Origin of the sequence: Citrobacter sp. Cpo221, assembly GCF_030332345.1 — a bacterium.
GTDB classification, from domain to species: Bacteria; Pseudomonadota; Gammaproteobacteria; order Enterobacterales; family Enterobacteriaceae; genus Citrobacter; species Citrobacter portucalensis.
Map to the genome: position 1 here is coordinate 203,806 of NZ_JAOWIA010000063.1, position 23,205 is coordinate 227,010.

The 23,205-nt window shown below is 53.3% G+C and carries 19 protein-coding genes; 14 read left to right on the forward strand and 5 right to left on the reverse strand.

Annotated elements, in window-relative coordinates:
- Window positions 1–4: 4 nt before the first annotated feature.
- Together cheA and cheW are read left to right on the forward strand one after the other, a co-directional pair.
- Entirely contained in the window at window positions 5–2,041 is a 2,037-nt protein-coding gene (gene cheA / locus OGY72_RS24465; protein ID WP_063940886.1) for a chemotaxis protein CheA, read from the forward strand.
- Between the two features lie 20 nt (window positions 2,042–2,061).
- Complete coding sequence (gene cheW / locus OGY72_RS24470) at window positions 2,062–2,565, forward strand: chemotaxis protein CheW (RefSeq protein WP_003034638.1); 504 nt, start codon at window positions 2,062–2,064, stop codon at window positions 2,563–2,565.
- Window positions 2,566–2,641: 76 nt separating this feature from the next.
- Here cheW and OGY72_RS24475 read toward each other — a convergent pair whose 3' ends face one another.
- A complete protein-coding gene (locus tag OGY72_RS24475) occupies window positions 2,642–3,901 on the reverse strand; it encodes a dicarboxylate/amino acid:cation symporter (protein WP_003833882.1) in 1,260 nt (419 codons plus the stop codon).
- Between the two features lie 406 nt (window positions 3,902–4,307).
- On the opposite strand from OGY72_RS24475, the gene tar reads away from it, so the two are divergent.
- The 10 genes from tar (at window position 4,308) to bglB (ending at window position 15,827) form a co-directional block, all read left to right on the forward strand.
- A complete protein-coding gene (gene tar, locus OGY72_RS24480) occupies window positions 4,308–5,963 on the forward strand; it encodes a methyl-accepting chemotaxis protein II (protein WP_003833879.1) in 1,656 nt (551 codons plus the stop codon).
- A 43-nt stretch (window positions 5,964–6,006) separates the two neighbouring features.
- Window positions 6,007–7,608: a methyl-accepting chemotaxis protein IV gene (gene tap, locus OGY72_RS24485; RefSeq protein WP_148361848.1), complete on the forward strand. Its 1,602-nt coding sequence runs from the start codon at window positions 6,007–6,009 to the stop codon at window positions 7,606–7,608.
- A gap of 19 nt (window positions 7,609–7,627) precedes the next feature.
- Window positions 7,628–8,500: a protein-glutamate O-methyltransferase CheR gene (gene cheR, locus OGY72_RS24490; RefSeq protein WP_032943796.1), complete on the forward strand. Its 873-nt coding sequence runs from the start codon at window positions 7,628–7,630 to the stop codon at window positions 8,498–8,500.
- On the forward strand, window positions 8,497–9,546 hold the full coding sequence (locus OGY72_RS24495; protein ID WP_286550147.1) for a protein-glutamate methylesterase/protein-glutamine glutaminase: 1,050 nt from the start codon (window positions 8,497–8,499) through the stop codon (window positions 9,544–9,546). The genes cheR and OGY72_RS24495 overlap by 4 nt, the downstream gene beginning before the upstream one ends.
- 17 nt (window positions 9,547–9,563) lie before the next feature.
- Entirely contained in the window at window positions 9,564–9,953 is a 390-nt protein-coding gene (cheY, locus tag OGY72_RS24500; protein WP_003034656.1) for a chemotaxis response regulator CheY, read from the forward strand.
- Window positions 9,954–9,963: 10 nt separating this feature from the next.
- Window positions 9,964–10,608 carry a protein phosphatase CheZ gene (gene cheZ / locus OGY72_RS24505; protein ID WP_003034659.1) on the forward strand — a complete coding sequence of 215 codons (645 nt, stop codon included), beginning with the start codon at window positions 9,964–9,966 and terminating at the stop codon, window positions 10,606–10,608.
- A 158-nt stretch (window positions 10,609–10,766) separates the two neighbouring features.
- The gene (gene flhB, locus OGY72_RS24510) at window positions 10,767–11,918 is read left to right on the forward strand and encodes a flagellar biosynthesis protein FlhB (RefSeq protein ID WP_079939875.1); all 1,152 of its coding nucleotides are present in this window, start codon (window positions 10,767–10,769) and stop codon (window positions 11,916–11,918) included.
- Window positions 11,911–13,989: a flagellar biosynthesis protein FlhA gene (flhA, locus tag OGY72_RS24515; RefSeq protein WP_003034666.1), complete on the forward strand. Its 2,079-nt coding sequence runs from the start codon at window positions 11,911–11,913 to the stop codon at window positions 13,987–13,989. Before flhB ends, flhA begins: the two co-directional genes overlap by 8 nt.
- The gene (gene flhE / locus OGY72_RS24520; protein ID WP_003833862.1) at window positions 13,989–14,381 is read left to right on the forward strand and encodes a flagellar protein FlhE; all 393 of its coding nucleotides are present in this window, start codon (window positions 13,989–13,991) and stop codon (window positions 14,379–14,381) included. Before flhA ends, flhE begins: the two co-directional genes overlap by 1 nt.
- Window positions 14,382–14,687: 306 nt before the next feature.
- Window positions 14,688–15,827 (forward strand): beta-galactosidase BglB, encoded by a 1,140-nt coding sequence (gene bglB / locus OGY72_RS24525; RefSeq protein WP_286550154.1) that lies wholly within the window; start codon window positions 14,688–14,690, stop codon window positions 15,825–15,827.
- Here the strand turns inward: bglB and mrdA2 are convergent.
- Window positions 15,799–17,736 carry a peptidoglycan DD-transpeptidase MrdA2 gene (mrdA2, locus tag OGY72_RS24530; RefSeq protein ID WP_286550157.1) on the reverse strand — a complete coding sequence of 646 codons (1,938 nt, stop codon included), beginning with the start codon at window positions 17,734–17,736 and terminating at the stop codon, window positions 15,799–15,801. The genes bglB and mrdA2 overlap by 29 nt on opposite strands.
- A gap of 230 nt (window positions 17,737–17,966) precedes the next feature.
- The gene (gene argS / locus OGY72_RS24535) at window positions 17,967–19,700 is read right to left on the reverse strand and encodes an arginine--tRNA ligase (RefSeq protein ID WP_003833857.1); all 1,734 of its coding nucleotides are present in this window, start codon (window positions 19,698–19,700) and stop codon (window positions 17,967–17,969) included.
- A 238-nt stretch (window positions 19,701–19,938) separates the two neighbouring features.
- On the opposite strand from argS, the gene OGY72_RS24540 reads away from it, so the two are divergent.
- Both OGY72_RS24540 and cutC read left to right on the forward strand, forming a co-directional pair.
- The gene (locus OGY72_RS24540; protein WP_003833855.1) at window positions 19,939–20,505 is read left to right on the forward strand and encodes a VOC family protein; all 567 of its coding nucleotides are present in this window, start codon (window positions 19,939–19,941) and stop codon (window positions 20,503–20,505) included.
- Between the two features lie 2 nt (window positions 20,506–20,507).
- Complete coding sequence (gene cutC / locus OGY72_RS24545) at window positions 20,508–21,254, forward strand: copper homeostasis protein CutC (RefSeq protein WP_286550160.1); 747 nt, start codon at window positions 20,508–20,510, stop codon at window positions 21,252–21,254.
- Between the two features lie 231 nt (window positions 21,255–21,485).
- Here the strand turns inward: cutC and cmoB are convergent, their stop codons facing one another.
- Together cmoB and cmoA are read right to left on the reverse strand one after the other, a co-directional pair.
- On the reverse strand, window positions 21,486–22,454 hold the full coding sequence (cmoB, locus tag OGY72_RS24550) for a tRNA 5-methoxyuridine(34)/uridine 5-oxyacetic acid(34) synthase CmoB (RefSeq protein WP_125112494.1): 969 nt from the start codon (window positions 22,452–22,454) through the stop codon (window positions 21,486–21,488).
- Window positions 22,451–23,194 (reverse strand): carboxy-S-adenosyl-L-methionine synthase CmoA, encoded by a 744-nt coding sequence (gene cmoA / locus OGY72_RS24555; protein WP_003034686.1) that lies wholly within the window; start codon window positions 23,192–23,194, stop codon window positions 22,451–22,453. Before cmoA ends, cmoB begins: the two co-directional genes overlap by 4 nt.
- Window positions 23,195–23,205: the final 11 nt, after the last annotated feature.

Here is a 23,205-nt window from a genome sequence, read left to right on the forward strand (position 1 = left end):
TAGCGTGAGCATGGATATTAGCGATTTTTATCAGACATTTTTTGATGAAGCTGACGAACTGTTGGCTGATATGGAGCAACACCTGCTTGATTTGGTTCCTGAAGCCCCAGATTCCGAACAGCTGAATGCCATTTTTCGTGCAGCGCACTCGATTAAAGGCGGGGCGGGCACCTTCGGCTTTACCATTTTGCAGGAAACGACCCATCTGATGGAAAACCTGCTGGATGAAGCGCGGCGTGGCGAGATGCAGCTCAATGCCGACATTATCAACCTGTTTTTGGAAACGAAAGATATTATGCAGGAACAGCTCGACGCCTATAAAAGCTCAGTGGAGCCTGATGCCGACAGTTTTGAGTATATCTGCCAGGCGTTACGGCAGTTAGCGCTCGAAGCGAAAGGTGAAACCGCACCGGCAGTTGTCAACCCAGCAAAACTTAGCGTTGTTGACAGCGCCGCGATGCAGGAAGAGGCGGTTGCAAAGCCTGAACCCGCCAGTGAAGAGAGCAAAAAACGCATTACTCTCTCGCGCCTGAAAGCCAGCGAAGTGGATTTACTGGAAGAGGAACTGGGGAATCTGGCGACCTTAACCGATGTGGTAAAAGGAAGCGACACGTTATCAGCAACGCTTGATGGCAACCTCGCAGAAGATGACATCATCGCGGTGCTTTGCTTTGTCATTGAAGCTGACCAAATTGAATTCGAAACCGTCAGCGCAGCGCCTGTGGCAGCTGAAGCTGAAGAGGTAGCTGTTGTCACTGAGCCGCAGCCGGTTGCTGTGGCACCTGCGGTGAAAGCTACCACCAGTGAAGCACCACATAGCCGCGCGGAACGTGAAAAACCCGCCCGCGCCAGCGAGTCGACCAGTATCCGCGTAGCGGTTGAAAAGGTTGATCAGCTTATTAACCTGGTTGGCGAGTTGGTGATAACCCAGTCGATGCTGGCCCAGCGCTCTAACGAACTGGATCCTGTCAATCATGGCGATCTCATCACCAGTATGGGTCAGTTACAACGTAACGCCCGAGATTTGCAAGAGTCGGTGATGTCGATTCGTATGATGCCAATGGAGTACGTGTTCAGCCGTTTCCCTCGTCTGGTGCGCGATCTGGCCGGTAAGCTGGGTAAACAGGTCGAGCTGACGCAGGTAGGTAGCTCAACCGAACTCGATAAGAGCCTGATTGAACGCATCATCGATCCGTTGACGCACCTGGTGCGTAACAGCCTCGACCATGGTATCGAATTGCCGGAAAAACGCCTTGAATCCGGCAAAAGCCCAATCGGCAATCTGACGCTTTCCGCGGAGCATCAGGGCGGGAATATTTGTATTGAAGTGACCGATGATGGCGCTGGCCTGAACCGCGAACGTATCCTGGCTAAAGCTGTCTCTCAGGGCATGCCGATCCACGAAAACATGAGCGATGACGAAGTGGGTATGCTGATCTTCGCTCCAGGCTTTTCGACCGCCGAACAGGTGACGGATGTTTCCGGACGCGGCGTGGGTATGGATGTGGTGAAGCGAAATATCCAGGAGATGGGCGGCCATGTTGAGATCCAGTCTAAACAGGGACAGGGGACCACTATTCGCATTCTGCTGCCGCTGACGCTGGCGATCCTCGACGGGATGTCCGTGCGTGTGGCCGATGAGGTCTTCATTCTGCCACTGAATGCCGTTATGGAATCGCTGCAACCGCGCGAAGAAGATCTCCATCCGCTGGCCGGAGGAGAGCGCGTTCTGGAAGTGCGTGGCGAATATTTACCGCTGGTTGAGTTGTGGAAAGTCTTTGAGGTTGAAGGCGCTAAAACTGAAGCGACTCAGGGCATAGTGGTCATTTTACAAAGTGCAGGGCGTCGCTATGCGCTGCTGGTGGATCAGTTAATTGGCCAACACCAGGTGGTGGTCAAAAACCTGGAAAGCAACTACCGCAAAGTGCCAGGTATTTCTGCTGCAACGATCCTCGGCGACGGCAGCGTCGCGCTGATTGTCGATGTCTCTGCATTGCAGGGGTTAAACCGCGAACAACGTGTGGCGATCACAGCCGCCTGATTGAGTGAGAAGGGAATAATATGACCGGTATGAGTAATGTAACTAAACTGGCCGGCGAACCGTCAGGTCAGGAATTCCTCGTGTTTACGCTGGGGGATGAAGAGTACGGTATCGATATCCTGAAAGTGCAGGAAATCCGTGGTTATGATCAGGTGACGCGCATCGCTAACACGCCAGCGTTTATCAAAGGTGTCACAAACCTGCGTGGTGTGATTGTGCCTATCGTCGACCTGCGCGTGAAATTTAGCCAGAGCGATGTGGATTACAACGAAAACACCGTGGTGATCGTGCTGAATCTGGGTCAGCGGGTGGTTGGCATTGTGGTAGATGGCGTCTCGGATGTGCTGTCGCTGACAACGGATCAAATCCGTCCGGCACCGGAGTTTGCGGTCACGCTGTCAACGGAATATTTGACGGGATTGGGTGCGCTGGGTGACCGGATGCTGATTCTGGTCAACATTGAGAAGCTGCTGAACAGCGAAGAAATGGCGCTGCTGGATATTGCCGCTTCCCACGTCGCATAATCGCCATAACTCATCCGGCCTACAATGATTGCTGTTGCAGGCCGGATGAGCGTAGCGCATCCGGCAGATTTCTCTCTTACGCTTCCCGCTCAACCAGCTCGGGTTCTTCTTCCAGTAAACCTTCATCCTGCGCCAGCATCGCCGTTGCAATCCCGTTACCTAATACGTTGATTGCTGAACGTCCCATATCCAGGAAGTGGTCAATTCCCATCAGCAACAGGATCCCGGCGACCGGAATGTTAAAGCTCGGGATGGTTGCAGCCAACACTACCAGTGCTGAACGCGGCACACCGGCAATCCCTTTGGACGCCAGCATCAGCGTCAGCATCAGGACGGTGATTTCTGCGAAGGATAGGTGGATGTTATAGGCCTGCGCGATAAACATAGAGGCAAATGAACAATAGACCATGGAACCGACCAGGTTAAACGAATAACCGATAGGTAGCACGAATGACACGATGTTGGGTGAGCAGCCAAATTTAGTTAATTGCTCCAGCGTTTTCGGATAAGCGGCCTCAGAGCTGCTGGTGGTGAATGCGACCAAAACCGGGTCTTTCAGCATGCTCACCAGGCGAAATACCTCTTTTTTCAGCATGACATATCCCACAGCCAGCAGAACCAGGCAGGTCAGCAAAATCGCCACATAGTAGCCGCCGATAAACGACGCATAGTTAAGCAGGATCCCCAGCCCTTGGGTGGAGATGACGGAAGAGATGGCGGCAAAAATAGCCAGCGGCGCAACGTACATCACGTAGCCGGTCACTTTCAGCATAATGTGGGAAACCACATCCAGCGCGGCAACCAGTGGAGCGTTAAATTTCTCTCCGAGCGATGCGCCACCAATACCGAAGAACATTGAGAACACCACAATTTGCAGGATCTCATTGTTAGCCATCGCTTCGGCGATGCTGGTTGGAATGGTATGCGTCAGAAAACCTTTCAGGCTCATGCCGCCCACGGCCAGGCCGGTGTCGGTGGCTTCCAGCGGGATCGCCAGGTTCAGCCCGCTGCCAGGTTGCTCAAGGGAAACCACAAACAGACCGACCAGGATAGACAATATAGAAGAGCTGATAAACCAGATCATCGCTTTGCCGCCCACGCGCCCGATGGTGGACGTTTCTCCCAGGCGCATAATACCAACTGTCAGGGTGCTGAATACTAAAGGCGCGATCACCATTTTAATCAGGCGTAAAAAGATGTCGGTAAGAAGCGTAATGTTATCGGCCCAGGCGGTCACAACGCCGGGGGAGGCATAAGAGTGGATCACCGCACCCGACAGGATCCCCGCCAGCATGAAGATCACGATAAACAACGTGAGTTTGTTTGCATTTGCCACTAAAAAGCCCTCAGTAAGGATTTAACATTTATTGATCGGTTACTCATTTTTTATACTTATTAAGTGGTAACGAGGTATTCATCATATAAATTGGATTAAAGCGTAAGCGGATACAACTTTTTTTAATTTTTTATCCATTTTGTTGTGGTATTTACGATGCGTATGTGTGATCTCAATCACACAAAAATGCGTACTTCGGCCATTCTGGCCGTGCTCATCGATGAAAATAAATGTTATTTACATGATAATTATGGTGTTTTTATGTGAATGATTTGTGGTTGCTGCGCACCCGTTTTATTTTCCCCTCGCCAGGCTTCACATCCCTTCAGGATTTCCTTTTCGCAAACGTAAAGTTATCTCAGCGAGTGCCGATAACGTTGATAACTCGTTTTCAGGAAGGTGCCTTATGTTTAACCGTATCCGCGTTGTCACAATGCTGATGATGGTGCTGGGGGTTTTCGCACTGCTACAGCTTGTTTCCGGTGGTCTGTTGTTTTCTTCATTGCAGCAGAATCAGCAAAGTTTTGTTATTTCTAACGATCTTCGACAGCAGCAAAGTGAACTCACCTCAACATGGGATCTGATGCTGCAGACACGAATCAATTTAAGCCGTTCTTCTGCGCGCATGATGATGGATGCGTCTAACCAGCAAAGCAGCGCTAAAAACGATCTGCTGAAGAATGCGAAAGCATCGCTGGCGCAGGCCGAAACGCATTACGCAAAATTTAAAAACATCACACCGTTGCCGGAAATGGCAGAAGCCAGCGGCAACGTCGAGGAAAAATATCAGCAGTACCATGCTGCCCTGGCAGAACTGGTTCAGTTTCTGGAAAGCGGCAATATGGACGCCTACTTCGCGCAGCCTACGCAGGGAATGCAAAACGCGCTCGGCGAGGCGCTGGGCAAGTACGCCAGCGTTAGCGAAAAGCTTTACGTCCAGGCATTTGATCAAAGCGCGCGGGATTACCATTTCGCCCAATGGCAGCTTGGCGTGTTGGCCGTCGTGCTGGTGCTGATTCTGGTGGTGGTCTGGTACGGCATCCGTCATACCCTGCTTAATCCTCTGTCCCGTGTCATTGCCCATATTCGGGAAATCGCCAGCGGTAACCTGACCGCAACTCTCGCTGTTAGCGGCCGTAACGAAATCGGCGAGCTGGCCAGTACGGTTGATCATATGCAGCGCTCCTTGACGGAAACCGTCACCCTGGTGCGTGAAGGCTCTGATGCGATTTATTCCGGTACCAGCGAAATTGCCAGCGGAAACACTGACCTTTCATCTCGTACGGAACAGCAGGCGTCTGCACTGGAAGAGACCGCAGCCAGCATGGAACAGCTGACCGCAACCGTGAAGCAAAACGCGGACAACGCGCGTCAGGCCTCGCAACTGGCGAAAAGCGCGTCCGATACCGCGCAGCATGGCGGCAAAGTGGTTGATAGCGTGGTGAACACCATGCACGAAATCGCCGATAGCTCGAAGAAAATCGCCGACATCATCAGCGTCATCGATGGTATTGCCTTTCAGACCAACATTCTCGCACTGAACGCGGCGGTTGAAGCGGCGCGCGCCGGTGAGCAAGGCCGCGGCTTTGCTGTGGTGGCGGGCGAAGTGCGTAATCTGGCAAGCCGCAGTGCGCAGGCGGCAAAAGAGATCAAAGCGTTGATTGAAGATTCCGTTTCCCGCGTGGATACCGGTTCTGTACTGGTAGAAAGCGCCGGGGAAACGATGAACGATATCGTCAATGCCGTGACGCGGGTGACAGACATTATGGGCGAGATTGCCTCGGCATCTGACGAGCAAAGCCGGGGGATTGATCAGGTTGCGCTCGCGGTCTCTGAAATGGATCGTGTTACGCAGCAAAACGCCTCTTTGGTACAGGAGTCAGCTGCCGCAGCGGCCGCTCTTGAAGAACAGGCCAGTCGCTTAACGCAGTCGGTATCGACTTTCCGTCTTGCGTCACGTCCGGCCTCGACAAAACCGCGCGATACACGATTACCTGCAGCCCCGAGCGCATCCTATCCGCGCCAGAGCATTGAACAAGATACGAATTGGGAAACATTTTGACTGATAGTTAAACCGCGGCCAGTGCCGCCCGATGGGAGCGTTGATGTTTAATCGTATTCGAATTTCGACCACGCTGTTTTTGATTTTGATCCTCTGCGGAGTTTTGCAGATTGGCAGTAATGGCTTGTCCTTCTGGTCATTTCGGGACGGTTTTCAGAACCTGAATCAGGTCGAACGGAGTAATCAGCAACGCGCTGCGCTGGCCCAAACCCGCGCTGTGTTATTACAGGCCAGTACGGCCCTTAATAAGGCAGGGACGCTGACTGCCCTGAGCTATCCGCCAGAGGACATCAAAACGCTGATGACCCTCGCGCGCGATAGCCTGACGCAGTCTGAATTGATGTTTAAACGCTTTATGGCGACGTCGGATTCGACGGAGCAAGGCAAGGCGCTGTTTGGCGCAACGGAGAATAGCTTCAGCCAGTGGCACAGCGCTCTCGCGCATCAGGCAACCTGGCTTGAAAACAATCAGTTGTCAGATTTTCTGACCGCGCCGGTGCAGGCGGCTCAGGATGCTTTTGATGCGAATGTGAATGCGTGGCAGAGCAACATTGACAGCGTGTTGCAAACGGCGGGGGAGCAGAGTCAGCGTAATTACCATATGTCGGGGGTGATTTTCGCCACCATGGTGGTACTGGCGGCACTGCTCACCAGCGGTGCGCTGTTCTGGTCACGCAAGATGATCGTTCAGCCGCTGGCGATTATTGGCAGCCATTTCGACAGTATTGCCGCGGGGAACCTGGCACGACCGGTAGCGGTTTATGGGCGCAATGAGATCTCGGCTATTTTTGCCAGCCTGCAGAAGATGCAAAAGGCGTTACGCGAAACGGTAAGTGACGTTCGTCAGGGCAGCTCAGCCATGCATAGCGGTATTTCAGAAATCGCGATGGGCAATAACGATTTGTCTTCACGGACTGAACAGCAGGCGGCTGCGCTGGCGCAAACGGCGGCCAGCATGGAACAACTGACCGCCACCGTCGGCCAGAACGCTGATAACGCACGCCAGGCGTCAGGAATCGCCAAAAGTGCGGCAGACACAGCGCATAAAGGTGGCGAGCAGACGTCCCGGGTCGCCAGCACCATGCATGAGATTTCTGCCAGCTCGCAGAAAATCGGCGACATTATCGGGGTGATTGACAGCATTGCCTTCCAGACCAATATCCTGGCGTTGAATGCCGCGGTAGAGGCCGCCAGAGCGGGGGAGCAAGGGCGTGGTTTTGCCGTCGTCGCCGGAGAAGTGCGCAATCTGGCAAGCCGTAGCGCACAGGCGGCGAAAGAAATTAAGGGACTGATTGAGGAATCCGTCATCCGGGTGCATCAGGGATCGCAACTGGTGGATATGGCGTCGCGCACGATGACGGAAATTGTCAGTTCGGTGACCCGGGTTAACGACATCATGGGCGAGATTGCCTCGGCATCCGATGAACAGCGCAGAGGCATTGAGCAGGTGGCGCAGGCCGTCAGCCAGATGGACTCCGTGACGCAGCAAAACGCCGGTCTGGTGGAAGAAGCCGCATCCGCCGCCGGACAACTTGCGACGCAGGCCGATCATCTTTCTGCTTGTGTCGCATTTTTTAAACTTGAAGAGCAAACCGTAGCAAAACAAGAGTTGGCGCAGCCTCAGGTTGCGCCCGTTGTATCCTGAATGTGATTGAGAAGGCGCTATGACATCATCTCTGCCCTCCGGGCAAACGTCATTATTGTTACAGATGACACAGCGCCTCGCGCTGTCTGACGCGCATTTTCGTCGGATATGTCAATTAATCTACCAGCGTGCGGGGATCGTACTGGCCGACCATAAGCGGGACATGGTTTATAACCGCCTGGTTCGTCGTCTGCGTACCCTGGGGCTGGATGACTTTGGTCGCTATCTCAGCATGCTGGAAGCTAACCAGAACAGCGCTGAGTGGCAGGCTTTTATTAACTCCCTGACTACCAACCTGACCGCGTTTTTTCGCGAAGGGCATCATTTTCCGGTGCTGTCAGATCACGCTCGTCGGCGCAGCGGTGAATACCGCGTCTGGAGCGCGGCGGCGTCAACCGGAGAAGAACCCTACAGCATTGCGATTACGCTTGCCGATACCTTAGGTATGGCACCGGGCCGCTGGCGTGTTTTTGCCAGCGACATTGATACCGAAGTGCTGGAAAAGGCCAGAAACGGCATTTACCGCCTCGATGAGCTAAAGACGCTGTCACCCCAGCAGTTGCAGCGTTATTTCATGCGCGGCACCGGGCCGCATGAAGGGCTGGTACGCGTTCGGCAGGAACTGGCAGGGCATGTTGAATTTTCCAGCGTGAATTTACTGGATAAGCAGTACAACGTGCCCGGACCGTTCGACGCCATATTTTGTCGTAACGTTATGATCTATTTCGATAAAACGACTCAACAGGACATTTTGCACCGTTTTGTTCCACTTCTTAAACCTGACGGGCTGCTGTTTGCAGGTCATTCAGAAAACTTTAGCAACCTTGTGCGCGAGTTTAGCCTGCGTGGACAGACCGTGTATGCGCATGCGCCAGGTAAGGATAAAGCATGAGTAAAATCAGGGTGTTGTCGGTAGATGATTCTGCATTGATGCGTCAAATCATGACCGAAATTATTAACAGTCACAGTGATATGGAAATGGTGGCGACGGCGCCGGATCCGTTGGTCGCCCGGGATTTAATCAAAAAATACAATCCCGACGTCCTGACGCTGGACGTGGAAATGCCGCGCATGGACGGCCTCGACTTTCTTGAGAAGTTGATGCGTCTGCGTCCGATGCCGGTAGTCATGGTTTCTTCACTGACCGGTAAAGGTTCTGAGGTCACGCTGCGGGCGCTGGAACTGGGTGCGATTGACTTTGTCACCAAGCCTCAGTTGGGGATCCGCGAAGGAATGCTGGCGTATAGCGAGATGATTGCGGAGAAAATCCGCACCGCATCGCGCGCAAAACTGGCGGCCCATAAGCCCATGGCGGCACCCACAACCTTGAAAGCGGGGCCATTACTCAGTTCAGAAAAATTGCTGGTGATTGGCGCCTCAACCGGAGGAACAGAGGCAATTCGCCATGTACTCCAGCCATTGCCGCTTTCAAGTCCGGGTATTCTTATTACCCAGCATATGCCGCCAGGATTTACCCGTTCGTTCGCCGAACGTCTGAACAAACTGTGCCAGATAACCGTGAAAGAGGCAGAGGACGGAGAGCGCGTACTTCCAGGGCATGCGTATATCGCGCCGGGCGACAAGCATATGGAACTGGCGCGCAGCGGCGCGAACTATCAAATCAAAATTCATGACGGTCCGCCGGTTAATCGGCATCGGCCTTCAGTGGATGTGCTGTTCCATTCGGTGGCGAAACATGCGGGGCGCAATGCCGTCGGGGTGATCCTGACCGGTATGGGCAACGATGGCGCAGCCGGAATGTTAGCGATGAGTCAGGCGGGAGCCTGGACCATTGCGCAAAACGAAGCAAGTTGTGTGGTGTTCGGCATGCCGCGCGAGGCCATCAATATGGGTGGCGTAAGCGAAGTGGTCGATCTTAGCCAGGTGAGCCAGCAAATGCTGGTGAAAATTAGTGCCGGACAGGCAATACGTATTTGAATCAGGAGTTTATTTTTATGGCGGATAAAGAGCTTAAGTTTTTGGTTGTGGATGACTTTTCCACCATGCGTCGCATCGTGCGTAACCTGCTTAAAGAGCTGGGATTCAACAATGTTGAAGAGGCTGAAGATGGCGTGGATGCGCTGAACAAGCTGCAGGCTGGGGGATTCGGCTTTGTTATTTCTGACTGGAACATGCCGAACATGGATGGACTGGAACTGCTGAAAACCATCCGTGCCGATGGCGGGATGGCTTCTCTGCCGGTGCTGATGGTCACGGCAGAAGCGAAAAAAGAGAACATTATTGCGGCAGCACAGGCAGGTGCCAGTGGCTATGTCGTGAAACCGTTCACGGCAGCGACGCTGGAAGAAAAACTGAATAAAATCTTTGAGAAACTGGGCATGTGAGGGTGTGATGATGATGCAACCACAAATTAAACCTGCTGACGAACACTCTGCAGGGGACATCATCGCGCGCATCGGCAGTTTGACCCGAATGCTGCGCGACAGCTTGCGTGAACTGGGGCTGGATCAGGCCATTGCCGAAGCGGCAGAAGCGATTCCTGATGCCCGCGATCGTCTCGATTATGTTGTGCAGATGACCGCGCAGGCGGCGGAGCGTGCGCTAAACAGCGTAGAAGCTTCGCAGCCGCATCAGGACGCGATGGAAAAAGGGGCCAAAGACCTGACCAAACGCTGGGATGAATGGTTCGAAAATCCGATTGAACTCTCCGATGCTCGTGAACTGGTCACCGATACCCGTCAATTCCTTGGTGATGTGCCCGGACATACCAGCTTTACCAATGCCCAGTTGCTGGACATCATGATGGCGCAGGATTTCCAGGATCTCACCGGACAGGTCATCAAGCGCATGATGGATGTTATCCAGGAAATTGAACGTCAGCTGCTGATGGTTCTGTTGGAAAACATTCCGGAACAGGGCGCACGTCCAAAACGTGAAAACGAAAGCTTGCTTAACGGCCCGCAGGTTGACGCCTCGAAAGCCGGCGTAGTGGCAAGCCAGGATCAGGTTGACGACCTGCTGGACAGCCTCGGGTTCTGATGCGTATTTGCCGGATGTGAGGCGTGGACCTCGCATCCGGCTTACGCGCAATTCTGCTTAAAGCCATAAATCCCGTCTTTTTTACCGCTTACTCTTCCCATTGCTGGATAGCTGTTCTGGCATCATTCTCGCCTATATCTCTATCCAGGGTCTGATGCGTGGCAGAAGAAAGCGACGACGACAAAACAGAAGCCCCCACACCCCACCGACTTGAAAAAGCACGGGAAGAAGGGCAGATCCCCCGATCCAAAGAGCTGACCTCACTACTTATATTGTTGGTGGGTGTGTGCATTATCTGGATTGGCGGGGAGTCGCTTGCCCGCAGACTGGCTGGCATGCTGTCGACCGGATTACGTTTTGACCACAGTATGGTCAACGACCCGAATCTGATCCTGAGCCAAATCATCCTGCTGATTAAAGACGCGATGATTGCGCTGTTGCCGTTGATTACCGGCGTCGTTCTGGTGGCACTAATCTCCCCGGTGATGCTTGGCGGCTTGATCTTCAGCGGTAAATCCCTGCAGCCCAAATTCTCTAAGCTGAATCCGTTGCCGGGCATTAAGCGCATGTTTTCCGCGCAAACCGGCGCAGAACTGCTCAAAGCGATACTGAAGTCCACGCTGGTGGGAAGCGTGGCTGGATTTTATCTCTGGCATAACTGGCCGGCGATGATGCGTCTGATGGCGGAGTCACCGATTACGGCGATGGGCAACGCCCTGGATTTAGTCGGTATGTGTGCACTACTGGTGGTACTTGGTGTTATTCCGATGGTGGGGTTCGACGTCTTTTTCCAGATCTATAGCCATCTGAAAAAGCTACGCATGTCGCGTCAGGATATCCGCGATGAATTTAAGCAAAGCGAAGGTGACCCGCACGTTAAGGGCAAAATTCGTCAAATGCAGCGCGCGGCCGCTCAGCGTCGCATGATGGCGGATGTACCAAAAGCAGACGTTATTGTCACTAACCCCACGCACTACTCAGTGGCGTTGAAGTATGACGAGAACAAAATGAGTGCCCCGAAAGTTGTCGCGAAAGGGGCAGGGCTGGTGGCGTTGCGCATTCGTGAAATTGGCGCAGAGCACCGTGTCCCTACATTAGAAGCGCCGCCACTGGCGCGTGCGCTCTATCGCCATGCTGAGATTGGTCAGCAAATACCGGGTCAATTATATGCCGCCGTTGCTGAAGTGCTGGCATGGGTATGGCAGCTAAAACGCTGGCGCCTGGCTGGCGGCAAACGTCCACCACAACCTGAAAACCTTCCGGTGCCTGAAGCACTGGATTTCATGAACGAGAAGAATACTGATGGCTAATCTGGTCGCGATGCTGCGCCTGCCCAGCAACCTGAAATCCACGCAATGGCAAATCCTTGCCGGACCGATCCTCATCCTGCTGATCCTGTCGATGATGGTGCTGCCGCTGCCGGCTTTCGTCCTCGATTTGCTGTTCACATTTAACATTGCGCTGTCGATCATGGTGCTGCTGGTGGCCATGTTCACCCAGCGTACGCTGGAGTTTGCCGCATTCCCGACGATTTTGCTGTTCACCACATTGTTACGTCTGGCCCTGAACGTCGCGTCGACCCGTATCATTTTGATGGAAGGGCATACCGGGGCGGCGGCGGCGGGGAAGGTGGTTGAAGCCTTCGGCCACTTCCTGGTGGGCGGTAACTTTGCGATCGGTATCGTGGTCTTCGTGATTCTCGTCATCATTAACTTTATGGTAATCACCAAAGGTGCCGGACGTATCGCCGAGGTTGGCGCTCGCTTCGTGCTGGACGGAATGCCCGGCAAGCAGATGGCGATTGATGCGGATTTGAATGCCGGTCTGATTGGCGAAGATGAAGCTAAAAAACGACGCTCGGAAGTGACACAGGAAGCGGATTTTTACGGCTCAATGGACGGTGCGAGTAAATTCGTCCGTGGAGACGCCATCGCCGGGATTTTGATCATGGTGATCAACGTGGTCGGTGGTCTGTTAGTTGGGGTGTTGCAGCATGGTATGAGCATGGGCAGCGCTGCGGAAAGTTATACCCTGCTGACCATCGGTGACGGGCTGGTGGCACAAATTCCTGCGCTGGTTATCTCTACCGCGGCGGGCGTTATCGTGACCCGCGTGAGTACCGACCAGGACGTAGGCGAACAGATGGTGACCCAACTGTTCAGCAACCCTAGCGTTATGCTGCTCAGTGCGGCGGTGCTTGGACTTTTGGGTCTGGTTCCGGGCATGCCGAACCTGGTATTTCTGATGTTTACCGCCGCGTTATTGGGTCTGGCCTGGTGGATGCGCGGGCGTGAGCAAAAAGCGCCAGATGAACCGCAGCCGGTGAAAATGCCGGAAAACAACTCCGTGGTGGAAGCCACGTGGAACGACGTGCAACTGGAAGACTCCCTGGGAATGGAGGTAGGTTATCGCCTGATCCCAATGGTGGACTTTCAGCAGGATGGTGAGCTGCTGGGGCGAATTCGCAGTATTCGTAAGAAATTTGCTCAGGATATGGGCTTCCTGCCGCCGGTGGTACACATCCGCGACAATATGGATCTGCAGCCGGCTCGCTATCGAATTTTGATGAAAGGGGTTGAAATAGGCAGCGGTGACGCCTATCCGGGACGCTGGCTGGCCATTAACCCGGGTACTGCCGCCGGGTCGCTGCCGGGCGAGAAAACGGTCGATCCGGCTTTCGGACTGGACGCTATCTGGATTGAAAGCGCATTGAAGGAACAGGCGCAGATTCAGGGCTTTACGGTGGTTGAAGCCAGTACTGTTGTCGCTACGCATCTTAACCACCTGATTGGCCAGTTCGCCGCCGAGCTGTTTGGCCGTCAGGAGGCGCAGCAGCTACTGGACCGTGTGTCGCAGGAGATGCCAAAGCTGACGGAAGATCTGGTGCCGGGCGTTGTGACGCTCACCACGCTGCATAAAGTGCTGCAGAACTTACTGGATGAGAAAGTACCGATTCGCGATATGCGCACCATCCTTGAGACGCTGGCGGAACATGCGCCGCTGCAAAACGATCCGCATGAGCTTACCGCGGTGGTCCGTGTTGCGTTAGGACGCGCTATCACTCAGCAGTGGTTCCCGGGGAATGAAGAGGTTCAGGTTATCGGCCTTGATACTCCGCTCGAGCGTTTGCTGCTGCAAGCGCTGCAGGGAGGCGGCGGCCTGGAGCCTGGGCTGGCAGACCGCCTGCTGGCGCAGACTCAGGAAGCGCTGTCCCGGCAGGAAATGTTGGGCGCGCCGCCGGTCTTGCTGGTTAATCACGCGTTACGTCCGTTACTGGCGCGGTTTTTACGTCGCAGCATCCCGCAGCTGGTGGTGTTATCGAATATGGAGCTTTCCGATAACCGCCATATCCGTATGACGGCGACCATTGGAGGTAAATAATGCGTAAGCTACTGTGGTTGTTGTTTTTTCCTCTGGTGGCGCAGGCCGCTGGAGAAGGGGCCTGGCAGGCAAGTGGCATGGGGATCACCTTAAATCACCGTGGCCAATCAGCCTCGTCTGATCCTTTGGTTCCCAGCCAGCCGGTCTCAGGCTTGATGACGCTGGTGGCCTGGCGCTATGAGCTGAATGGCCCAACGCCCGCAGGTTTGCGGGTGCGTTTATGTTCTCAGTCCCGTTGTGTTGAGCTGGACGGGCAAAGTGGGACCACCAACGGGTTCAATAACGTTCCGGCCATTGAACCGATGCATTTTGTCTGGGAGGTCCCCGGCGGTGGTCGCCTGATCCCCGCGTTACGCATTCAGAGCAATCAGGTGATTGTGAACTACCGTTAACACCCTCCGTCATTCAGACCAGCAGTTGAAACTGCTGGTTGTTTCAACATTTCAGTCTCTCACTCAATTAAATAGAAACGCCGTTTTATAAAATAAGTGACGTACGTTGCCGGACTCTTTGTATTCTTGCCATTTCACGAATCCTTCTGGCAGAAATAGAAAGGTTTCACTTCCTGTTAGCTTTTACTGTGACCCTATAAGGATGCCCATTGTCAAAGCGAGGATTGCGGGGCCTCCAAAAAAGCTGCTGCGCCGTAACAGGGGCAAGTCTCAGCATTGAATCCGACATTGACAGAGGTTAAGTAAATGATTGTTTACCCGGTTAAACATAGCCCGTTATTGCGCCAGCCAGAACATTTTATTACCAGGGATGAATTAAAAACGCTGATCAAAAAGGTGACGCATAACCTGGTCAATATTCATGACGAAACCGGCGAGTTCTTGCTGCGTCTGGACGATGGACGCGTAATTGATACTAAAGGCTGGGCGGGATGGGAGTGGACACACGGCGTCGGCCTGTACGGGATGTATCAGTACTATCTGCAAACCGGCGATGAAACGATGCGCGATATCATCGATAGCTGGTTTGCCGAGCGTTTTGCTGAAGGTGCGACCACCAAAAACGTGAACACCATGGCGCCATTTTTAACGTTGGCGTATCGCTATGAAGAGACGCGTAACCCAGCGTATCTGCCGTGGCTCGACAGCTGGGCTGAGTGGGCAATGCATGAGATGCCGCGTACCGAATTTGGTGGTATGCAACACATCACGCTGGCGGAAGAAAACCATCAACAGATGTGGGATGACACGCTGATGATGACGGTTTTACCGCTGGCGAAGATTGGCAAGCTACTCAATCGCCCGGACTACATCGAAGAGGCAACGTATCAGTTCCTGCTGCACGTGCAAAACCTGATGGATAAAGAAACGGGGCTGTGGTTCCACGGCTGGAGCTATGAAGGAAATCATAACTTTGCTAATGCCCGCTGGGCGCGTGGCAACAGTTGGTTAACTATCGTGATCCCGGACTTCCTCGAATTACTTGATTTACCGGAAAACAATTCTGTTCACCGCTATCTGGTTCAGGTCCTGAACGCGCAAATCGCGGCGCTGGCGAAATGCCAGGATGAAAGTGGGTTGTGGCATACCTTGCTGGACGACCCTCAGTCGTATCTGGAAGCATCGGCAACTGCCGGATTTGCCTATGGGATCCTCAAAGCAGTGCGTAAACGCTATGTTGGGCAAGAGTATGCGCTGGTGGCCGAAAAAGCCATTCGCGGCATTGTGCAGCATATTTCACCGGAAGGTGAACTGCTGCACACCTCGTTTGGTACCGGGATGGGACACAATCTCGATTTCTATCGCAATATTCCTCGGACCTCCATGCCTTACGGACAGGCGATGGCGATGCTGTGTCTTACCGAATACTTGCGAAAGTATTTTTGATATCGGTATTCGATGGCGATGTTGTTATCGGACCTGATGGTTCAGCCGTCGCTGTTTGTTCCGTATTGTCCTGCGGGGCAAACAGATGATCCATGATTTGACGCATAACCGGCGCGGCGGTGACACCATCGTTGCCGCCGTTTTCCAGAATTAACGCCACCGCGACCTTCGGGTTCTTATAGGGTGCAAATGCGGTATAGAACACGTGGTCGCGCAAGCGGACAGGGATCATCTTCGCATTGTAGGTCTGATTTTCTTTCAGGCTAAAGACCTGCGAGGTGCCGCTTTTTGCCGCAATGCCGTAAGGCGCGGTGTGAAAGAACTTATAACCTGTACCATTTGGTTCATTCGCCATGCCGAACATCGCCTGACGCACCAGTCCCCAGTAGGGCGATGAGGCCGAGGCGATTTGTGAAGGTGCTTCTGGAGCCTGATACGGCGTGATGGTTTTGCCGCTCTCTTCATCGAGCAGCAGGTGAGGGACGATAACCTTGCCGTTGTTAATCAGTGCGACCATGGCTTTTACCATCTGGATAGGCGTGGCAATCCAGTAGCCCTGACCGATGCCAACTGAAATAGTGTCCCCCTGATACCAGGCTTTTTTGTGTACTTTTTGCTTCCATTCGCGGCTCGGGAGCAGGCCGTTATACTCCTCATCAAGATCGATGCCGGTCGGTTTACCGTAACCAAACTGGCTGAGCATGCTGTTAATCCGGTCGATCCCCATCATATACGCCACCTGATAGAAGAACGTATCGGCAGACTCTTCTATCGCTTTGGTGACATCCAGCATACCGTGGCCCGTTTTTTTCCAGTCACGGTAATGTCGCTCGGTGCCGGGTAGCGTCCAGGTAGGGGCACCGAAGAAACTGGTCTGCGGCGTGATCACACCGTTCAGTAATGCCGACATCGCCATATACGGTTTGACCGTTGAAGCGGGAGGGTACAATCCCTGCGTGACGCGGTTGATTAATGGCAGGTCTTTATCCTGGAGTAGCTTGTTATAGTCCTGATAGCTGATGCCTTTGACAAATGGATTAGGGTCGTAGCTGGGGTTTGAGACCATCGCCAGTACGGAACCGTCGTGTGGATCTTCAACCAAAACGGCGGCACGCTGGCCAGCCAACAAGCTCTCAATGTATTGCTGTAAATGTAAATCCAGCGTCAGATGGATATCTTTTCCGGCAACGGGCGGCACATCTTTGATCAGGCGTACGATGCGTCCGTGGTTATCTACTTCCACCTCCTGATAACCGGTCTTTCCATGCAGTTCGTTTTCGTAATAGCGCTCAATACCTTGCTTACCGATGTTGTGATCGGCGGCGTAGTTCTCCGCCAGACCTTTTTGATCCAGTGCTTTCAGGTCGTTGTCATTGATTTTTGAAACATAACCCAGGACATGCGCCAGCGCCGCGCCATAGGGATACTGGCGGTCTTCGTAACTATTGATGTTGACGCCGCTAAAATGAAACTGGTTTACCGAGAAACGGGCGATTTCGACATCGGTTAGCGCATTTTTTAGCACCACAGGACGATAGCGGCTGCTGGTTTTCAGCTCATGGCGAAACTGGTCTATGTCATCAGGAGTGAGGTCAACGATCGGCGTGAGCTGCTGGAGTAACGCATTCATATCGCTGATTTTATACGGCGTAACAGAAATATCGTACCAGGTAACGTTGCGCACCAGCGGGATGCCGTTGCGATCGTAAATCATGCCGCGCGTTGGGGCGACGGGCAGCATTTTGATGTCGTTTGCATTCGACCGGGTGGTGTAATACTGGTGCTGACAGATTTGTAAGTTATACAGATTGTAAATCAGGATGCCAAAACAGATGACTACCAGGCCAAAGGCCACCAATACACGCCGCTGGAAGAGCTTTTCTTCCGCCTCAAAATCTCTGAATGTCATTGACCCGTACCCGATTAATTCGCCGCCTAATGATACGGAGGCTTAGACGGGATGACAGGCAAAAGATGTTCCATATCTCTAGGGAAATGTGTCATTCCTTGTGGGTTGTTACAAATTACAGTGAACGTAGCCGTTTCTCGTCGGCCTGATAGTGCTGCCTACGAGGGCGGTAATTCGGGGAAATAAAAAAACCCGCGACATAGCGCGGGCTTTCATATTACTTGAGGTGATTACATACGTTCTACTGTTTCGATACCCAGTGTATCCAGACCCAGCTTCAGCGTTTTCGCCGTCAGCTGTGCCAGTTTCAGTCGGCTGTTACGAATCTCTTCGTTTTCAGCGCTGAGAATAGGGCAGTGCTCGTAGAAGCCGGAGAACAGACCAGCAACGTCGTACAGGTAAGCACACATCACGTGTGGCGTACCTTCACGTGCAACGACGGTCAGCGTTTCTTCAAACTGCAGCAGACGTGCCGCCAGTTGAGCCTCGCGATCTTCGCTGATGACGACCTGCGCATTTGCCAGCGCGCTTTCGTCGATATCTGCTTTACGGAACACGGACAGTACGCGGGTATAAGCGTACTGCATATATGGCGCGGTGTTACCTTCGAACGCCAGCATGTTGTCCCAGTCGAAGATGTAGTCGGTAGTACGGTTTTTGGACAGATCCGCGTATTTCACTGCGCCGATACCGACCGCATTTGCCAGTTTTTCTAGTTCGTCGGCAGGCATGTCCGGGTTCTTCTCCGCGACCAGACGACGTGCGCGCTCCAGCGCTTCATCCAGCAGATCAGCCAGTTTCACCGTGCCGCCCGCGCGGGTTTTGAACGGCTTGCCGTCTTTGCCCAGCATCATACCGAACATGTGGTGTTCCAGCGGCACTGAATCCGGCACATAACCAGCTTTACGTACGATGGTCCAGGCCTGCATTAAGTGCTGATGCTGACGGGAGTCGATGTAATAAAGTACGCGGTCGGCATGCAGGGTTTCGTAACGATATTTGGCGCAGGCGATGTCGGTTGTGGTGTAGAGATAGCCGCCATCTTTCTTCTGAATGATAACGCCCATCGGTTCGCCTTCCTTGTTCTTATACTCATCAAGGAATACGACGGTAGCGCCTTCGCTTTCAACAGCCAGGCCTTTAGCTTTGAGATCGGCCACGATACCAGGCAGCATCGGGTTGTACAGGCTTTCGCCCATGACGTCGTCACGGGTCAGAGTAACGTTGAGGCGATCGTAGGTTAACTGGTTTTGCGACATGGTAATGTCGACCAGTTTGCGCCACATCTCGCGGAAGTATTCGTCGCCGCCTTGCAGTTTCACGACATAACTACGGGCGCGTTCCGCGAAGGCTTCATCTTCGTCGTAATGTTTTTTCGCATCACGGTAGAAACCTTCCAGGTCAGCCAGCGCCATCTCTCCGGCATTTTCCTGCTGCTGTTTTTCCAGCCATGCAATGAGCATACCGAACTGAGTACCCCAGTCGCCGACGTGGTTGGCGCGGATAACGTTGTGACCGAGGAACTCCAGCGTACGCACCGCCGCGTCACCGATGATGGTGGAACGCAGGTGACCAACGTGCATCTCTTTCGCTACGTTAGGCGCGGAGTAGTCAACCACGACGGTTTGTTTAGCCGGTTGAGTGACGCCCAGACGATCGGAAGCCAGCGCCTGCTGAACGTGCTGCGCCAGAAATGCCGGATCGAGAAAAATATTGATAAAGCCCGGGCCTGCAATTTCAACTTTGCTGGCAATCCCGTTGAGATCCAGATGAGTCAGCACCTGCTCAGCCAGTTGTCGCGGCGCCATACCCAGTTTTTTAGCGACAGCCATCATGCCGTTAGCTTGATAGTCGCCGAACTGTACTTTTGCTGACTGACGAACCTGCGGTTCGCAATCTGCAGGCGCACCTGCAGCAATCATGGCCTGACTGACTTTTTCTGAGAGAAGAGCCTGAATATTCACCGGAATACCTTACATTTATGAAGCGGCCTAAAACTCACCGCACCAGTTTAAGAATTAAGGGCGGGAGTATACTGCAAATGCCCGTTGCCGTCAGCATTGTGTGTACCGCCAGTAGCCTGAAATATAAACAATGTAATGGCGTAAATTTATTCATGATGTGTTCGGAGAAAACAGCGGTTGGATGGCGCAGCGCAACAGAGTAAATTAGCGACTTTGAACATGGATATGAGCTTTTAAAATGGCGAACTGGCAAACCGTTGCAGAACTACAGGATATTTCTGCAGATTTACCGCATTTCACGCAGGCATTAACGGAACTTTCTACCCGTCTTGGGCTGGATATCACAGGCCTGGAAGCCGATCACATTTCCTTGCGTTGCCATCAAAATACCACCGCAGAGCGCTGGCGTCGTGGGTTTGAACAGTGCGGTGAATTGTTGTCAGAAAACATCATTAACGGCAGACCTATTTGTCTTTTTAAACTGCATGAGCCGGTTTGTGTGCAACATTGGCAATTTTCCATCGTCGAACTGCCGTGGCCGGGCGAAAAACGCTACCCACATGAAGGCTGGGAACATATTGAAATTGTTCTGCCGGGAGAGGCGGAAACGCTGAATGCGCGCGCGCTGGCGCTGCTTTCCGATCACGGTCTGAGTCAACCGGGTATTTTTGTGAAAACCAGCTCGCCAAAAGGAGAGCGTGAGCGTTTACCGAATCCGACGCTGGCGGTTAGCGATGGCAGCGTGACGATAAAATTCCATCCGTGGTCGATTGAAACCATTGTGGCAAGCGAACGTCAGGAGTGAGCATGGCTATACTGGAAATCTGCTGTTACAGCATGGAGTGCGCGCGCACGGCGCAGCAAAACGGCGCGGATCGCATTGAACTATGCTCGGCACCCAAAGAAGGGGGCTTAACGCCGTCACTGGGCGTCTTGCGTTCCGTTCGCCAGCACATTTCGATTCCCGTCAATCCCATTATTCGCCCACGTGGAGGCGACTTTTGCTACACCGAAGGTGAATTTGCTGCAATGCTGGATGATATTGCGATGGTCAGGGAACTGGGATTCTCAGGGCTGGTGACCGGCATTTTAGATGTGGATGGCAATGTCGATATGCCGCGCATGGAGAAAATAATGATTGCCGCCGGTTCGCTGCAAGTCACTTTTCATCGTGCCTTTGATATGTGTGCTAACCCACTCAATGCGCTTAAAAAATTAGCTGATTTGGGTGTTGCCAGAATACTCACTTCAGGGCAAAAATCAGATGCGGCGCAAGGTTTAACAAAAATAATGGAACTTATTGCGCAGCCCGGTGCTCCAATCATTATGGCCGGAGCGGGGGTTCGCGCCTCGAATTTGTCCCTGCTCCTTGATGCTGGAGTGCAGGAAGTCCACAGTTCTGCCGGAGTATGGCTGGCTTCACCAATGCGTTATCGCAATTCGGGGTTGTCGATGTCTTCGGATGCGCAGGCGGATGAGTATTCGCGCTATGCGGTAGACGGGACGGCGGTTGCTGAAATGAAAGCAATCATTGCACACCATCAGGCCAACTGATTTTACCGTTGCATCATGTCGCCCAATATGATGCTTGCTCGTACCAGGCCCCTGCTATTACAGGGGCCTTTTTTTCTCCTTCATATTTCAAGCCGCAGCCGCGTTGGCCGCCTTGCTCACCCCGGTCACGTAGTTATCTACGCTCCCGGGGATTTGCTGCGTTGCCGCCTTGCTGCAACTTGAACTATTTTGGAGAAACGGTGCTATACGTAACGGGAATCCGGCAATCCATCACGGCTTACGCGCAATCAAGACTGCACGTAGCGGGGCGGGGTAACCTTCTACCGTTTTGCTGTGGTCGTTCGGGTCGAGGAAGTCGGCCAGTGACTCGGTTACCATCCACTCAGTGCGGCGCTGCTCTTCGGTGGTGGTGACGCAGACATCGGCGATGCGCACATCAACAAAACCACATTTTTCCAGCCAGTTTTTTAGCGCCAGCGCAGACGGAATAAAGTAGACATTACGCATCTGCGCGTAGCGATCGCCCGGCACCAGTACGGTATTTTCATCACCTTCGACGACCAGCGTTTCCAGCACCAGTTCGCCATCTTTTACCAACTGATCCTTTAACTGCCACAGGTGTTCCAGCGGCGAGCGGCGGTGATAAAGCACGCCCATGGAGAACACAGTGTCAAAGGCGTTGAGCGCTGGAAGTTGCTCAATGCCCAGCGGCAGCAAGTGAGCGCGCTGGTCATTGCCCAGCAGTTTACGCACTGCCTCAAACTGGCACAGGAACAGTTGCGTAGGATCGATGCCAACCGCCAGATGCGCCCCCGCGCCAATCATGCGCCACATGTGATAGCCACTGCCGCAGCCGACGTCAAGAATGGTCCGCCCGGTGAGATCAGACAAGTGCGGCAGGACACGATCCCATTTCCAGTCGGAACGCCATTCGGTATCGATGTTGACGCCGTACAGCGAGTACGGTCCTTTACGCCATGGCATCAGGTTCCGCATCAGGGTGTCGATGCGTTTAAGCTGGCCTTCGCTGAGCGGTTCTTTACTTTCTGCGGTAACGCTGTGTAGTAAGTCCAGACGATGCGGCATCAGCTCGGGCAGAAACTCGACGGCGTTTGACCATTGCTTAAAAAGACCGTGCTGATCGCGCTGCCAGGCAGCGATTTGCGCCGGAAGCGTTTCCAGCCAATGGGACAGATGATTTTTGGCAATCAACTGATAAAAGTTACCAAAATCGATCATGCGCTAACCTCAGCTTTCAACGCCACCAGAGAGCCAAAGTTGAAGCACTGGAACCACAATTCGCTGTGCTCAAAGCCGGCTTGATGCAGTCGCGCTTTGTGCGTTTCTACCGAGTCGGTCAGCATCACGTTTTCCAGCATGCTGCGTTTCTGGCTAATTTCCAGTTCGCTGTAGCCATTGGCCCGTTTGAAGTCGTGGTGCATGTTGAACAGCAACTCGCCAACGTTAGCGTCTTCGAAACTGAATTTTTCAGACAGCACCAGCGCGCCGCCGGGATTCAACCCTTGATAAATCTTATCCAACAATGCCTGGCGCTCAGGTGGCTCAAGGAATTGCAGGGTAAAATTCAGCACCACCATCGAGGCGTTTTCGATAGTAATGTTGCGAATATCGCCTTCGACAACCTCAACCGGGGTCGGTGCCTTATAGGCATCAATATGACGACGGCAGCGCTCAACCATCGCCGGGGAGTTATCGACGGCAATAATTTTGCAATTCTCGTGATGAATATTGCGACGCACCGAGAGCGTCGCCGCGCCCAGAGAACAGCCCAGATCGTAGACCTGCGTGTTGGGTTGTACGAAACGTTCGGCCAGCATGCCAATCATAGATATGATATTGGAATAGCCAGGAACGGAACGCTGGATCATATCCGGGAAGACTTCAGCTACCCGTTCATCAAAGGTCCAGTCACCCAGACTGGCGATAGGCGCAGAAAAAAGCGTGTCGCGGTGAGACATAACGTAAAAAT

What these genes read in the sequence shown, in the direction of transcription:
- tar (WP_003833879.1), top strand. Translation starts at nt 4,308, where the DNA reads ATGTTTAACCGTATCCGCGTTGTCACAATGCTGATGATGGTGCTGGGG.
- flhA (WP_003034666.1), top strand. Translation starts at nt 11,911, where the DNA reads ATGGCTAATCTGGTCGCGATGCTGCGCCTGCCCAGCAACCTGAAATCC.
- cheW (WP_003034638.1), top strand. Translation starts at nt 2,062, where the DNA reads ATGACCGGTATGAGTAATGTAACTAAACTGGCCGGCGAACCGTCAGGT.
- mrdA2 (WP_286550157.1), bottom strand. Translation starts at nt 17,736, where the DNA reads ATGACATTCAGAGATTTTGAGGCGGAAGAAAAGCTCTTCCAGCGGCGT.
- cutC (WP_286550160.1), top strand. Translation starts at nt 20,508, where the DNA reads ATGGCTATACTGGAAATCTGCTGTTACAGCATGGAGTGCGCGCGCACG.
- OGY72_RS24540 (WP_003833855.1), top strand. Translation starts at nt 19,939, where the DNA reads ATGGCGAACTGGCAAACCGTTGCAGAACTACAGGATATTTCTGCAGAT.
- OGY72_RS24495 (WP_286550147.1), top strand. Translation starts at nt 8,497, where the DNA reads ATGAGTAAAATCAGGGTGTTGTCGGTAGATGATTCTGCATTGATGCGT.
- cheZ (WP_003034659.1), top strand. Translation starts at nt 9,964, where the DNA reads ATGATGCAACCACAAATTAAACCTGCTGACGAACACTCTGCAGGGGAC.
- cheR (WP_032943796.1), top strand. Translation starts at nt 7,628, where the DNA reads ATGACATCATCTCTGCCCTCCGGGCAAACGTCATTATTGTTACAGATG.
- cmoB (WP_125112494.1), bottom strand. Translation starts at nt 22,454, where the DNA reads ATGATCGATTTTGGTAACTTTTATCAGTTGATTGCCAAAAATCATCTG.
- cmoA (WP_003034686.1), bottom strand. Translation starts at nt 23,194, where the DNA reads ATGTCTCACCGCGACACGCTTTTTTCTGCGCCTATCGCCAGTCTGGGT.
- tap (WP_148361848.1), top strand. Translation starts at nt 6,007, where the DNA reads ATGTTTAATCGTATTCGAATTTCGACCACGCTGTTTTTGATTTTGATC.
- bglB (WP_286550154.1), top strand. Translation starts at nt 14,688, where the DNA reads ATGATTGTTTACCCGGTTAAACATAGCCCGTTATTGCGCCAGCCAGAA.
- flhE (WP_003833862.1), top strand. Translation starts at nt 13,989, where the DNA reads ATGCGTAAGCTACTGTGGTTGTTGTTTTTTCCTCTGGTGGCGCAGGCC.
- cheY (WP_003034656.1), top strand. Translation starts at nt 9,564, where the DNA reads ATGGCGGATAAAGAGCTTAAGTTTTTGGTTGTGGATGACTTTTCCACC.